General features: G+C 63.4%; 4 protein-coding genes and 3 pseudogenes. 4 read left to right on the top strand and 3 right to left on the bottom strand.

Translation table 11 applies throughout. From position 1 onward, the window contains the following. Positions 1–121: 121 nt before the first annotated feature. Both F1D61_RS33555 and F1D61_RS33550 read left to right on the top strand, forming a co-directional pair. A complete protein-coding gene (locus tag F1D61_RS33555) occupies positions 122–7,819 on the top strand; it encodes a calcium-binding protein (RefSeq protein ID WP_203159575.1) in 7,698 nt (2,565 codons plus the stop codon). A 661-nt stretch (positions 7,820–8,480) separates the two neighbouring features. Next, positions 8,481–9,673, top strand: a pseudogene (locus F1D61_RS33550) (IS256 family transposase); the annotation flags it as partial. 157 nt (positions 9,674–9,830) lie between these two features. Here the strand turns inward: F1D61_RS33550 and istB are convergent. Together istB and istA are read right to left on the bottom strand one after the other, a co-directional pair. Then, entirely contained in the window at positions 9,831–10,562 is a 732-nt protein-coding gene (gene istB, locus F1D61_RS33545) for an IS21-like element helper ATPase IstB (protein ID WP_203158950.1), read from the bottom strand. Then, positions 10,562–12,064 carry an IS21 family transposase gene (gene istA / locus F1D61_RS33540; protein ID WP_203159574.1) on the bottom strand — a complete coding sequence of 501 codons (1,503 nt, stop codon included), beginning with the start codon at positions 12,062–12,064 and terminating at the stop codon, positions 10,562–10,564. The genes istB and istA overlap by 1 nt, the downstream gene beginning before the upstream one ends. Positions 12,065–12,405: 341 nt before the next feature. Here istA and F1D61_RS34695 point away from each other — a divergent pair. After that, positions 12,406–12,686: pseudogene (locus F1D61_RS34695) on the top strand (transposase); the annotation flags it as partial. A gap of 585 nt (positions 12,687–13,271) precedes the next feature. After that, positions 13,272–13,628 carry a hypothetical protein gene (locus F1D61_RS33535; RefSeq protein WP_203159573.1) on the top strand — a complete coding sequence of 119 codons (357 nt, stop codon included), beginning with the start codon at positions 13,272–13,274 and terminating at the stop codon, positions 13,626–13,628. A 486-nt stretch (positions 13,629–14,114) separates the two neighbouring features. Here F1D61_RS33535 and F1D61_RS33530 read toward each other — a convergent pair. Continuing rightward, positions 14,115–14,428, bottom strand: a pseudogene (locus tag F1D61_RS33530) (IS630 family transposase); the annotation flags it as partial. Positions 14,429–14,433 lie beyond the last annotated feature (5 nt).

Here is a 14,433-nt window from a genome sequence, read left to right as displayed (position 1 = left end):
CATTGGCGTGTGGTGCTTTTGATCCGACGCTTGGATAGTCATTGCGCTTCGACTTCAGATACGGCATAGAGAGGATTAGACACATTTAGAGCCTATATTGGTCATTATCTGGGGGGGTGACATGCCGGTCATCAATGGCGACAGCGCAAATAATTCGCTCAATGGCGGCAGCACTGACGATACCATTAATGGTTTAGGTGGAAGTGATACGCTGTATGGCAATGATGGCGCGGATAGCCTCGACGGTGGCGCTGATAATGATTTATTATACGGTGGCACTGGCAACGACACTCTAATCGGTGGGGATGGTCGCGATACACTATACGGCCAGGCCGGCAACGACACCCTGAACGGCGGGACCGGGGACGATTTCCTGCAGGATTACGAGGGGTCGAACAGCCTGTCGGGCGGAGACGGCGACGACACCTTTGATTATGTCAGCTACGGCACCAGCACCGGTGGGGTCGACACCCTCAGCGGCGGCGCGGGCCGCGACACCTACCGGGTCAACGGCTCCACCGCGTACAACAATCCGACCAACCTCAAGACCGACATCATCACCGACTTCGCCGCTGGTGACAACGGCGACAGCCTCGACCTGTCGAATGTCACCAACTACTACCTGGATGGCTGGACGCAAGGGACGAACCCGTTCACGAGCGGCTACCTGCGTGTGGTGGCGGACGGCGCCGACACCCTGCTGCAGATGGACCGGGACGGCAACGGGACTGGGTACGGCTGGTTGAGCCTGGTGCGGCTACAGGGCGTTGCCCCGAGCTCGCTGACGGTCGCGAACTTCAGCAACGGCTACGCGCCCAACGACGTCGGCATCACCGCCACCGGCACGAGCGCCAATGAGCGGATCGACGGCAGCAACTCCCGCGACACACTGTCGGGCGGAGCCGGCAACGACACGCTGTACGGCAACGACGGTGCCGACAGCTTGAGCGGCGGGATAGGCAATGACCTGCTGTATGCCGGCTACGGCAACGACACGCTGTACGGCAACGACGGTGAGGACACATTGTACGGCGAGGCCGGCAACGACAGCCTCGACGGCGGCGGCGGTGATGACTCGCTGTACGGCGGGACCGGCAACGACACCCTGAACGGCGGGACCGGGGACGACTTACTGCAGGATTACGAGGGGTCGAACAGCCTGTCGGGCGGAGACGGCGACGACACCTTTGATTATGTCAGCTACGGCGCCAGCACCGGTGGGGTCGACACCCTCAGCGGCGGCGCGGGTCGCGACACCTACCGGGTCAGCGGCTACACCGCGTACTACGATCCGACCAACCTCAAGACCGACATCATCACCGACTTCGCCGTTGGCGACAACGGCGACAGCCTCGACCTGTCGAACGTCACCAGCTACCTGGATGGCTGGACGCAAGGGACGAACCCGTTCACGAGCGGCTACCTGCGTGTGGTGGCGGACGGCGCCGACACCCTGCTGCAGATGGACCGGGACGGCAACGGGACCAGCTACGGCTGGTTGAGTCTGGTGCGGCTACAGGGCGTTGCCCCGAGCTCGCTGACGGTCGCGAACTTCAACAACGGCTACGCGCCCAACGACGTCGGCATCACCGCCACCGGCACGAGCACCAACGAGCGGATCGACGGCAGCAACTCCCGCGACACACTGTCGGGCGGAGCCGGCAACGACACGCTGTACGGCAACGACGGTGCCGACAGCTTGAGCGGCGGGACCGGTAACGATTACCTGTCCGGCGGGAATGGCAATGACACGCTATCCGGCGGCGACGGCAGGGACACATTGTACGGCGAGGCCGGCAACGACAGCCTCGACGGTGGTAGCGGCAACGACACGCTGTACGGCGGGACCGGCAACGACACCCTGAACGGCGGGACCGGGGACGATTACCTGCAGGATTACGAGGGGTCGAACAGCCTGTCGGGCGGAGATGGCGACGACATCTTTGATTATGTCAGCTACGGCACCAGCACCGGTGGGATCGACACCCTCAGCGGCGGAGCGGGTCGCGACACCTACCGGGTCAGCGGCTACACCGCGTACTACGATCCGACCAACCTCAAGACCGACATCATCACCGACTTCGCCGTTGGCGACAACGGCGACAGCCTCGACCTGTCGAACGTCACCAGCTACCTGGATGGCTGGACGCAAGGGACGAACCCGTTCACGAGCGGCTACCTGCGCGTGGTGGCGGACGGCGCCGACACCCTGCTGCAGATGGACCGGGACGGCAACGGGACCAGCTACGGCTGGTTGAGTCTGGTGCGGCTACAGGGCGTTGCCCCGAGCTCGCTGACGGTCGCGAACTTCAACAACGGCTACGCGCCCAACGACGTCGGCATCACCGCCACCGGCACGAGCACCAACGAGCGGATCGACGGCAGCAACTCCCGCGACACACTGTCGGGCGGAGCCGGCAACGACACGCTGTACGGCAACGACGGTGCCGACAGCTTGAGCGGCGGGACCGGTAACGATTACCTGTCCGGCGGGAATGGCAATGACACGCTATCCGGCGGCGACGGCAGGGACACATTGTACGGCGAGGCCGGCAACGACAGCCTCGACGGTGGTAGCGGCAACGACACGCTGTACGGCGGGACCGGCAACGACACCCTGAACGGCGGGACCGGGGACGATTACCTGCAGGATTACGAGGGGTCGAACAGCCTGTCGGGCGGAGATGGCGACGACATCTTTGATTATGTCAGCTACGGCACCAGCACCGGTGGGATCGACACCCTCAGCGGCGGAGCGGGTCGCGACACTTATCGGATCGACGGCTACACCCCGCGATATAATCCAACCAATCTCCAGGCCGACATCATCACCGACTTCGCCACCGGCGACGGTGGCGACGTTCTCGACCTATCGGACCTCACCAGCAACCTAATCGGTTATACCTCGGGGACGAACCCGTTCACGAGTGGCTACCTGCGCGTGGTGGCGGACAGCACCGACACCCTGTTGCAAGTCGACGTGGATGCGAGCGGCGGTTCGTTTGGTTGGCAGTCGGTCGTCCGCTTGCAAGGCGTGAGCGCCTCCAGCTTAAGCACGACGAACTATGCTTGGCCTGGACAATTCACCGGTCAGTCCTATTCGGGAACCAGCGGCAACGACGTGTTCGCGGGCGGAGCGGGCAACGATACGCTATCCGGCAACGACGGTGCCGACAGCCTGAGCGGGGGAGCTGGCAGTGACCTGCTGTATGGTGGTATCGGCAACGATACCTTGCTCGGCGGCGATGGCCGCGACACGTTGTATGGCGAGGCCGGTGCCGACAGCCTCAATGGCGGCAGCAACAACGACTACCTCACGGCAGATGCAGGAGACGATATACTAGATGGTGGTAGCGGCGATGATACGTTATACGGTGGAGCCGGCAACGACACCCTGATTGGTGGCATCGGCGATGATTACCTCGACGACTCCGAGGGAGCCAATAGCCTCTCGGGTGGGGACGGCGACGACACCTTCGCCAATGTCAGCTACGGCACCAGCACCGGTGGGGTCGACACCCTCAGCGGCGGCGCAGGACGCGATACTTACCAGATCAGCGGTTACACAGCATACTTCAACCCAACCAATCTCAAGATCGATATCATTACAGACTTCGCTGCTGGTGACAGTGGCGATAGCCTCGATCTTTCGAGTGTTACCCCCTACCTAACCGGCTACATCTCGGGGACGAACCCGTTCACGAGCGGCTACCTGCGTGTGGTGGCGGACGGCGCCGACACCCTGCTGCAGATGGACCGGGACGGCAACGGGACCGGCTATGACTGGCTGAGCCTGGTGCGGCTGCAGGGCGTTACCCCGGGCTCGCTGACGGTCGCGAACTTCAACAACGGTTACGCGCCCAACGACGTCGGCATCACCGCCACCGGCACGAGTGCCAACGAGCAGATCAACGGCAGCAACTCCCGCGATACCCTATCGGGTGGGGCCGGCGACGACACGCTGTACGGCAACGACGGCGCGGACAGCCTGAGCGGCAGCACCGGTAACGATTACCTGTACGGCAGGAACGGCAACGACACGCTATCCGGTGGCGATGGCCGGGACCGTATCGAAGCAGACGCGGGAGACGACCTCCTGGACGGTGGCAATGGCGACGACTCGTTGTACGGTGGAGCCGGCAACGACACCCTGATTGGTGGCATCGGCGATGATTACCTCGACGACTCCGAGGGAGCCAATAGCCTCTCGGGTGGGGACGGCGACGACACCTTCGCCAATGTCAGCTACGGCACCAGCACCGGTGGGGTCGACACCCTCAGCGGCGGCGCAGGACGCGATACTTACCAGATCAGCGGTTCCACAGCATACTTCAACCCAACCAATCTCAAGATCGATATCATTACAGACTTCGCTGCTGGTGACAGTGGCGATAGCCTCGATCTTTCGAGTGTTATCCCCTACCTAACCGGCTACATCTCGGGGACGAACCCGTTCACGAGCGGCTACCTGCGTGTGGTGGCGGACGGCGCCGACACCCTGCTGCAGATGGACCGGGACGGCAACGGGACCGGCTATGACTGGCTGAGCCTGGTGCGGCTGCAGGGCGTTACCCCGGGCTCGCTGACGGTCGCGAACTTCAACAACGGTTACGCGCCCAACGACGTCGGCATCACCGCCACCGGCACGAGTGCCAACGAGCAGATCAACGGCAGCAACTCCAGTGACACGCTGTTGGGCGGGGCCGGCAACGATACGCTGTACGGCAACGACGGTGGCGACATCCTGCGCGGGAGCACCGGTAACGATTACCTGTACGGCGGGAACGGCAATGACACGCTGTCCGGCGGCGATGGCCGGGACTACCTCGCGGGCGGCGTAGGAGACGACATCCTAGATGCGGGGAGCAGCGACGACACGCTGATTGGCGAGGTTGGGAACGACATCCTGATCGGCGGCGACGGCGCCGACTATCTCGACGGTGGTGCGGGCACTGACATCGTCTCCTACCAGGACGCGACCGCCTCGGTGGTGGCGAGCCTGACGAACCCAGGTGCCAATACCGGCTTCGCAGCCGGCGACACCTACGTGTCGATCGAGAACATGATCGGGGCCGATGTCGCCGGGGCAGGTGACGTCTTGGCGGGTGATGCCGGCATCAACGTCCTCTACGGCCTCGCCGGCAACGATACACTGATTGGCGGAGCCGGCGGCGATGTCCTCGACGGCGGTGCGGGCACCGACACGGCCTCCTACCAGGACGCGACCGCTTCAGTGGTGGCGAGCTTGACGAACCCAGGTGCCAACACCGGCTTCGCGGCCGGCGACACCTACGTGTCGATCGAGAACCTGGTCGGGGCAGACGTTGCCGGTGCGGGCGATGTGCTGATAGGTGATGCCGGTGCCAATGCACTCTCCGGCCTGGCTGGCGACGACACTCTGATCGGCGGAGCCGGTGGCGATGCCCTCGACGGCGGCGCGGGTATCGACACGGCCTCCTACCAGGATGCAGTCGCCTCGGTAGTGGCGAGCTTGACGAACCCGAGTGCCAATACAGGCATTGCAGCTGGCGACACCTACGTCTCAATCGAGAACTTGATCGGGGCAGATGTCGCCGGGGCGGGTGACGTGCTCACGGGTGATGCCGGAGCCAATGCACTCTCGGGTCTGGCCGGTAATGACACTCTGATCGGTGGAGCCGGCGGCGATGTCCTCGACGGCGGCGCGGGTATCGACACGGCCTCCTACCAGGACGCGACCGCTTCAGTGGTGGCGAGCCTGACGAACCCAGGTGCCAATACCGGCTTCGCAGCCGGCGACACCTACGTGTCGATCGAGAACCTGATCGGGGCAGACGTTGCCGGCGCGGGCGACATACTCACGGGCGATGCTGGCACCAACGCCCTTTACGGCCTGGCCGGCAACGACACCCTGAACGGGCTCGACGGCAATGACAGCCTGTATGGTGGTGCCGGCGCCGATCGTCTCGACGGCGGCGCGGGTATCGACACGGCCTCCTACCAGGACGCGACCGCTTCAGTGGTGGCGAGCCTGACGAACCCAGGTGCCAATACCGGCTTCGCAGCCGGCGACACCTACGTGTCGATCGAGAACCTGGTCGGGGCAGACGTTGCCGGCGCGGGCGACATACTCACGGGCGATGCTGGCACCAACGCCCTCTACGGCCTGGCCGGCAACGACACCCTGAACGGGCTCGACGGCAATGACAGCCTGTATGGTGGTGCCGGCAGCGACAGCCTGACTGGTGGGGTGGGCAGCGATACCCTCGACGGCGGGATCGGGTTCGATGTCGCCAGCTATTCCGGCGCGTCGGCAGGGCTTACCGCGAGCCTGGCCAATCCCTCTGCCAATACCGGCGAGGCGGCCGGCGACACCTATGTCAGCATCGAGGGCCTGGTCGGCAGCGGCTTCAACGACGTCCTGATCGGGGCGGCCGCTGGCAACCTCCTGCAGGGACTGGGCGGGGATGATCTGTTCTACGCCGGGCCGGGCGGCAACACGCTGATCGGCGGAACGGGCAATGACTTCTACGTGCTCGCCTCGGCTGCCGACACGGTGATTGAGAATGCGAACGAGGGTCGCGACACCGTCTACGTCTCGGACTTCGAATACGTGCTGCCCGACAACGTCGAGCAGGCAGTGACCACCGGTGCTGGCATAGCTGCGGTGACCGGCAACGATCTCGACAACATCTTCTACGGTGGTGCCGGGACCAACACCTTCAACGGCCGCGGCGGTGACGACCAGTTCTTCGCTGGCACTGGTACCAACGTGCTGCTGGGAGGGACCGGCAACGACTACTATGTGCTCAACTCGGCATCCGACACGGTGATCGAGAATGCGAACGAAGGTCGTGACACGGTCTATGTCGGGTTTAGCTACGCTCTAACAAACAATGTCGAACAGGCAGTTGTGACTAGCAATGCCGGAGTGACCATCACGGGCAACGCCGTCGATAACGTCATCTACGGCGGCGGTGGGAACGACGTGTTCCGCGGTGGCGCGGGCAACGATTACATCTTCGGTGGTGGAGGCGATGACCTGTTCTACGGCGAGGCTGGCGCCGATACCATGATCGGTGGCGCCGGCAACGACTTCTACGTACTCGACGGCGCCAGCGACACGGTGATTGAGAACGCGAACGAGGGCCGCGACACCGTCTACGTCTCGGACTTCGAATACGTGCTGCCCGACAACGTCGAGCAGGCAGTGACCACCGGTGCTGGCACAGCTGCGGTGACCGGCAACGATCTCGACAACATCTTCTACGGTGGTGCCGGGACCAACACCTTCAACGGCCGCGGCGGTGACGACCAGTTCTTCGCTGGCACTGGTACCAACGTGCTGCTGGGAGGGACCGGCAACGACTACTATGTGCTCAACTCGGCATCCGACACGGTGATCGAGAATGCGAACGAAGGTCGTGACACGGTCTATGTCGGGTTCGACTATGCCTTAGCCGCCAACATCGAGCAGGGCGTTGTTACCAGTGCCGGGACAGTGAGCTTGACCGGCAACGAACTTGACAACGCGCTCTACGGCAACGTGGGCACCAACACGCTGAACGGAGGCGTGGGCAACGACTACCTGTACGGTGGAGCGGGAGCCGACGTGTTCGTGGAAGTGGGAAGCTTCGGACGTGACCTAGTGGCGGACTTCGTCACTGGCCAGGACAAGCTGGCGCTCGATCGTGCGCAGTTCGCGAACTTCGCGGCCGTTCAGGTGCATACGCAGCAGGTTGGGTCTGACACGGTGATCACGCTTGATGCGAACAACGCGGTGACGCTGCAGAACGTGCAGGCCTCAACCTTGCAAGCCTCGGACATCCTGTTCATTTAGACGGCGTCCCTGCTTCTCTGAAAATGCGAGCGGTGCAGGATGCACCGCTCGCATCGTTCCTGCTGCACGGACTGCAAGGCCTCACCTGAACGAGAAGGTGGGATGTAGACTCGCTCAAATCATCTCACCTGCCGGAGTTCCTGGCCGAACTGCGCACAGCTTGGAAGGCAGGGGAGGTTCGCCCGACGGCGCAGGTGAAGCCGCCGAAAGCCAAGCGCGGTCGTCACCGGCCCGGCCCGCTGGTGAGCGTCACGGACGAATTGCGGAGGTGGTTCGAGGTCGATCCGTTGGACACGGGCGGAGAGGTGCTCACGCGACTGCAGGCGGCTTACCCGGGGAGTTATCCTGACGGCCTGCTTCGAACCGTACAGCGGCGTCTGAAGCTCTGGCGGACCGAGATCGCCACCAGTTTGGTGGTCGGCCCTCCAGCAGCGCCAGCGTCCGCGAGCTTACCTTCAGGCGCATCTGCGTGAGGCAACGACCAGCCAGCTCGGGGAGCAGGTCGTGTCCCTTGGATTGGTGTAGCTGACCGAGAGCGGGAGAGCCCGCCTGCGCGCCCTCACAGCGCTGTAGCAGGCGGGATCTCACGCGGGGGTGGCCATCGGCGGTGACGGGTTAGGATCGGGTTGTGAGCCACCAACCCGAACCCGGGAGACCCCCGATGACCGATGCCGTTATGAGCCTGCGGGCGCTGGCTGAGAAGAGTGCGGACGCGGACGTGCTGCGCGAGATGATCGGCTTTGCCGCGCAACGTCTGATGGAACTGGAGGTGGGCGGCCTGACCGGCACGGCCCACGGCGAGAAGAACCCGGAGCGGCTGGCCCAGCGCAACGGGTACCGCGACCGGGACTGGCAGACACGGGCCGGCACCGTCGAGCTGCGCATCCCGAAGCTGAGGACGGGCAGCGACTTCCCGAGTTTCCTGGAACCACGTCGGATGACCGAGAAGGCGCTGACCGCGGTGATCCAGGAGGCCTACATCCAGGGCATCTCGACCCGCGCGGTCGACGATCTGGTCTAGGCCTTGGGCGGGACGGGGATCTCCAAGAGCCAGGTCAGCCGGCTGTGCCAGGAGATCGACGAGCGGGTGAACGCCTTCCTCGACCGGCCGATCGAAGGCGAGTGGCCCTACCTGTGGATCGACGCGACCTACGTGAAGGTGCGACAGAACCACTGTATCGTCTCGGTGGCCGTCATCGTAGCAGTGGGCGTCAACACGGATGGGCGACGCGAGGGGGCACCCATCGTGGCCTGCCACGATGGGAACCCCTGCTGGGGCTCGACATCGGTCCGTCCGAGGCCGAGACCTTCTGGACCGAGTTCCTGCGCAAGCTAGCCCGGCGCGGCCTGCGCGGGGTCAAGCTGGTGGTCTCGGACGCGCATGAGGGCATCAAGGCGTCCATCGCCAAGGTGATGACCGCCTCCTGGTAGCGGTGCCGGGTGCACTTCATGCGCAACGTCCCGGCCCATGCCGGCCGCTCGGGCCGACGCGTCGTCTCGGCCTTCATCGCCACCGCCTTCGCCCAGGAGGACGCCGAAGCTGCCCGCCAGCAATGGCGGCGGGTGGCCGATCAACTCCGGCCCAAGGTGCCCAAGCTGGCTGCCCTCATGGACACAGCCGAGACCGACGTCCTGGCCTCCATGGGCTTCCCGGCCGCCCACCGTGCCAAGCTGCACTCGACAAACCCGCTCGAGCGCCTCAACGGCGAGATCAAGCGCCGCACCGAGGTCGTCGGCATCTTCCCCGACGAGCCCTCGATCCGCAGGCTCGTCGGCGCGATCCTGCTGGAGCAGAACGACGAGTGGGCCGTGCAGCGTTGCCGATACATGACCCTGGAAAGCATCGCCCCGATCGGCGTGTCAAACGGCATCGGAACGGGACCCCTGATCGGCGTCCAATCGGGCCCCCTTGTTGAGCATGCGCGACGCCCCTGCTCAGCCCGGCGAAGCGGGTCGGGGTGGCGCAGCCGGGCTGAGCAGGGGGCCAGGATGAGCCGCGCACAGGCCGCCCTCACGCCCGGTTCTTGAAGCGCCAGCTCTCGTTGCCGGTCTCGACGATCTCGCAGTGGTGGGTCAGCCGATCGAGCAGTGCCGTCGTCATCTTGGCGTCGCCGGCAAACACGCTCGGCCACTCCCCGAACGCCAGGTTGGTCGTCACCACGATCGAGGTGGTCTCGTAGAGCCGGCTGATCAGGTGGAACAGCAGCTGACCGCCCGACTGCGCGAACGGCAGGTAGCCGAGTTCGTCCAGCACCACCAGGTCGGGCCGGGCGAGGTGGTCGGCGATGCGGCCCTGCCGGCCGGCTCGCGCCTCGGCCTCGAGCCGGTTGACGAGGTCGACCACGTTGTAGAACCGGGCCCGCGCCCCGTCCCGGATGCACGACCGGGCGACCGCGATGGCCAGGTGCGTCTTGCCCGTGCCGGTGCCGCCCACCAGCACGACGTTGCGCTGGTGGGCCAGGAACTCGCCGCCGCAGAGGTCGCGCACCAGACCTTCGTTGATCGGCGTCCCGGCAAAGGCGAACTCGGCGAGGTCCTTGGCCAGGGGCAGCTTGGCAATCGTCATCTGGTAGCGGATCGAGCGCGCCTGCTTCTCGCTGATCTCGGCCTGCAACAGGTCGCCGACGATCTGCTGCGGTTCGTGGCTGCGCTTGAGGGCGACCTTGATGATCTCGTCGTAGGCCGCCTTCATCCCGAACAGCTTCAGCTCGCCCATGGTGGCGAGGATCTGCTGACGTTCCATCATGGGGCTCTCCTCAGGCTGTCGTAGCGGGCACAGTCGGCGACCGGCTCGTGGCGCAGCCGCAGGCTCTCGGGCGTCAGCAGCGAGACGGGCGCGGGCGGCTCCCGCTGGCGGGCCAGGATGTTGAGCACCACGTCGGCCGAGTGCACGCCCTCGCGCAGTGCCTCGGCGCTGGCCGCTTCGACCGCGGAGAGGCCGTCGCCGAGCACGGCGGTGAGGATCTCGACCATCTGGCGGTCGCCGTCGGCGCTGCCGGCGAGCTTGCGGCGGATCCGTTCGAGGGCGGCGGGCAGGACCCAGTCCTTGAACGGTGCGCCGTTGCGCAGCGCGCCGGGCTTGCGGGCGAGCACGGGGACGTAGTGCCAGGGGTCGAACACCGTCTGGCCGCGTCCGAAGGCCCGCGGGTGCTCGGCGACGACGCGTCCGTCCTGGCGGATCTCGATGCGCTCGGCATAGGCGCGCACCTCGACCGGGCGACCGATGGCCGAGGCCATGACCGAGTACTTGTTGTTGTCGAAGCGCACCAGGCAGGTCGAGGACACGGCCGCCGGGACGGCGTGGAAGCCGTCGAAGCGTCCGGCGTAGGGGACCAGGGCTCCCCGTTCGGCTTCGAAGGCCTGCCAGATCGTCAGTTCGCGCTGCTCGGGATGCGGGTGGGCCTTGGCGTAGGCGACGACCCCGTCGAGCAGCAGGGCGTTGAGCTCGTCGTAGCTTCTCACCCGGACGCGGACGCGGGTGAACAGGCGCTCGCGCACCAGCCCGACCTGGTTCTCGACCTGCCCCTTCTCCCAGCCTGACGCGGGCGTGCAGGCCACGGGCTCGACGAGGTAGTGCGAGCACATCTGCAGGAAGCGGCGGTTGTAGGCGCGCTCGCGCCCGACGAAGATCGTCTCGACCGCGGTCTTCATGTTGTCGTAGATGCCCCGCTGGCAGGTGCCGCGGAAGAAGGCGAACGCCCGGTCGTGGGCGTCGAAGACCATCTCCTGGCTCTCGCGCGGATAGGCCCGCACGAACAGCATGCGCGAGTGGCAGAGCCGGACGTGGGCGACCTTGACCGTCGTGGTGACGCCGGCGATCAGCACGATCTCGTGGCTCCAGTCGAACTGGTAGGCCTCACCCGGGGCGAAGGCGAGTGGCACGAAGGCGGGAGCCGTCACGCTGGCCTGCTGGCGCTTCCACGTCTTGGCGTAGCGGCGGACGGCATCATAGCCGCCCTCGTAGCCGAGCCCCCGCAGCGCCTCGAAGATACGGGTCAGCGTCAGCCGCTCCCGCGCCGGCTTCCCCGTATTGGCCGCCAGCATCCGGTCGAGCTCGTCGCGCCAGGGCCCGAGCTTGGGTGCAGGCTGGACGCTGCGGGTGTAGCGGAAGGCAGTTGCCTCCGAGCGGATCACCTTCCTGACGACCTTGCGGGAGAGCTTCAGCTCCCGGCAGATCTGCTTGATCGGCTTATGCTGCACGAAGTACGCGCGGCGGATCTTCGCGACCGTCTCCACGACCAACATCCTCCGCGAGCCTCCCGTTCCGAATGCGGGAGGCAGTCTGGATGAAGTATCCTGGGGGTCCCGTTTGGACGCCGATCACCCGGAAACGGGGTCCTTATTCCACGCCTAATCACAATCGGCGATGATCCCCTCGTCAGCCAGCCAAATCTCGCAGTCTGATCAGTCCGGCCCTGCCGGTCAGCGTGGTGGACCACAAGCAGCTACACCACGCTACGGGACACAATCGCTCCACACCCTGTCTGCGGCGTCTATCGGCGGCTCGGTCGGTGTCGGTGCCTCACCCTGATCTCCCACGCCATCCGGGTCGATGCGGAAGTCGGTGAAATCAGTGGTCTTGGTTCCCCGACACCGCCCGTGGTAAGCCGCTCGAGATCTGGTTCCAGGACGAGGCCCGCGTCGGCCGGCAAGGCACGCTGACGCGGGTCTGGGCGCGCAAGGGGACGCGCCCGCGAGCGCCGGCGCCGACACGCTACAAGTGGACCTACCTGTTCGGAGCGGCCTGCCCGGCGCGGGGCACCAGCGCGGCTCTGGTGCTGCCGACGGTCACACCGCAATGATGTCGCTGCATCTGGCCGAGATCAGCCGGCAGGTGGCACCCGCCGTGCACGCGATCCTGGTGCTGGTTTCGTGCTATTTGGTGATTCGGATAACGAAGCAATCAGGAATGGGACAGGGGTTCGCGAGCCATCCGCGATAAAAGGGGAGGCGTCAGGAGATCCTCATCTATTAGTAAAGAATTACGTAGTTTTGCGACCTACATAGGAGCACTAAGTTGAATACAAAGTACGCATCCGATAAATCACACGGCATTATCATTCGTACTTATTCGAAAGATGCAGAAAGACTAAATTTATGTTTGTTTTCTATTGCAAATATTGTCGCGGTTTTAAAGAAATCGTAGTGGTTTGTCCCGAGTCATCTGCCGAAGCAATACGCTCTGTCGTTAGTATTTATCCAAACGTTTCATTGATGCTATGTCAAATTATCAAAACGACATGATTGGCCAACAAATAACTAAATTGAATTCTCATAAATATTTAACAAGTGATTTTATATATCATGTTGACAGTGATTGTTATTTTTCAAAGAATTATACCCCAGATTGTAATTTTGAGAACGGGCTTCTTAAGCTGTATCACCGCGAATACGAATTCTTTTACAAACTGGGGTATTCGAATGCCTTGGCAATCTATAACGTCTCGATTTCTTGGGCAGCAAGTCGATTTTGAATTTATGTGTCTTTTTTCCTCTCGTATATCCTAGAGATCTATACATAGATCTTGAGAAATGGTTTAGTGAATTTCATAATTTAAGCTATGAAGCAATTGAAAATATGGTTGATGCGCCTTGGGCTTTCTCTGAATTTAATCTAATGGGAGCTTTTAGTTATTACAAGGCGTTAATAGACAAACCTTACCATCTACATCTTCTCAACTGGAGAGATTTCGAGCCTGATAAATATTTAATTCAGACATGCCAAGATGGAGCAACCGATCGGGCAATTTCTGAAACCGAAATGGAAGAAATAACTAGCTTACTTGGATTTACAAAATCAGATATGTAACTAATATAGAATTAATTTACCAGTTAAATTAGGATGTAAAATCCTAGTCAATAGATCTGTTTAGATCAAGGTGTGGTGCCTGTGACAGCGAGAAACCGACAGGACTGGTGTGTTATCACAACTTGCCCAAGCAGAGCCCACCGGCACCACAGCGCGTTGATAAATTGAACGCTCGAAAGATCACCATAGCGCGGGGCTATCTCCGAATAGCGCGGGGCTATCTCCGAGCTACCGATTGCCTCAACCCTTGACTTGGGATTGCCCCGGATTGGGTTCTGCTCGCTTTGCGTGACGCTGGGTTGCCTTGAGGACCGGTCCGGCTGATCTGAGCCCCGCGCGCCCTGCGGCGCTGATCGTCTCGCGGAATGGCGCGCTATCAGGGAGGCCGGCCGCTCTTCGTGCCGGCTCGGAATGGTGGCTCGCCTGTCGCCATCCACGCAAAGGGAGCAAGAACCACAGAAACGGGGCAATCCCAGGTGCGCACCCGTGTGGCTGCAGACGGTGCTTCTGCAGATGCGCTGGACCGAGCGAAGCGAGATGCCGATCGCGGCCGCAACGGCGGGCGACCGTCCAGTGGGTGACCTCGCCGGGCGGCTCGGAGCAGGTCAGCGCCAGCACCTCGCGACAGTGCCGGTGGAGTGAGTCGGCTTGCCAGGCGGGCGGGTCTTGTCGCGCAGCAGGCCCGTCAACGCTTCTTCAGCGAAGCGCTGTTTGCCAAAGCCAGACGGCGGTCGGCGGCTGATGCCGGCCTGGTGGGCGACCTCGAGCACGGGCAGGCGCTCAGCGGAGAGCAGGACGATGCGGG

The sequence above is a fragment of the Methylobacterium aquaticum genome (assembly GCF_016804325.1).
GTDB lineage: Bacteria > Pseudomonadota > Alphaproteobacteria > Rhizobiales > Beijerinckiaceae > Methylobacterium > Methylobacterium aquaticum_C.
Note: the sequence above shows the minus strand (reverse complement) of the source record. Positions and strands in the feature narration are given on the sequence as shown.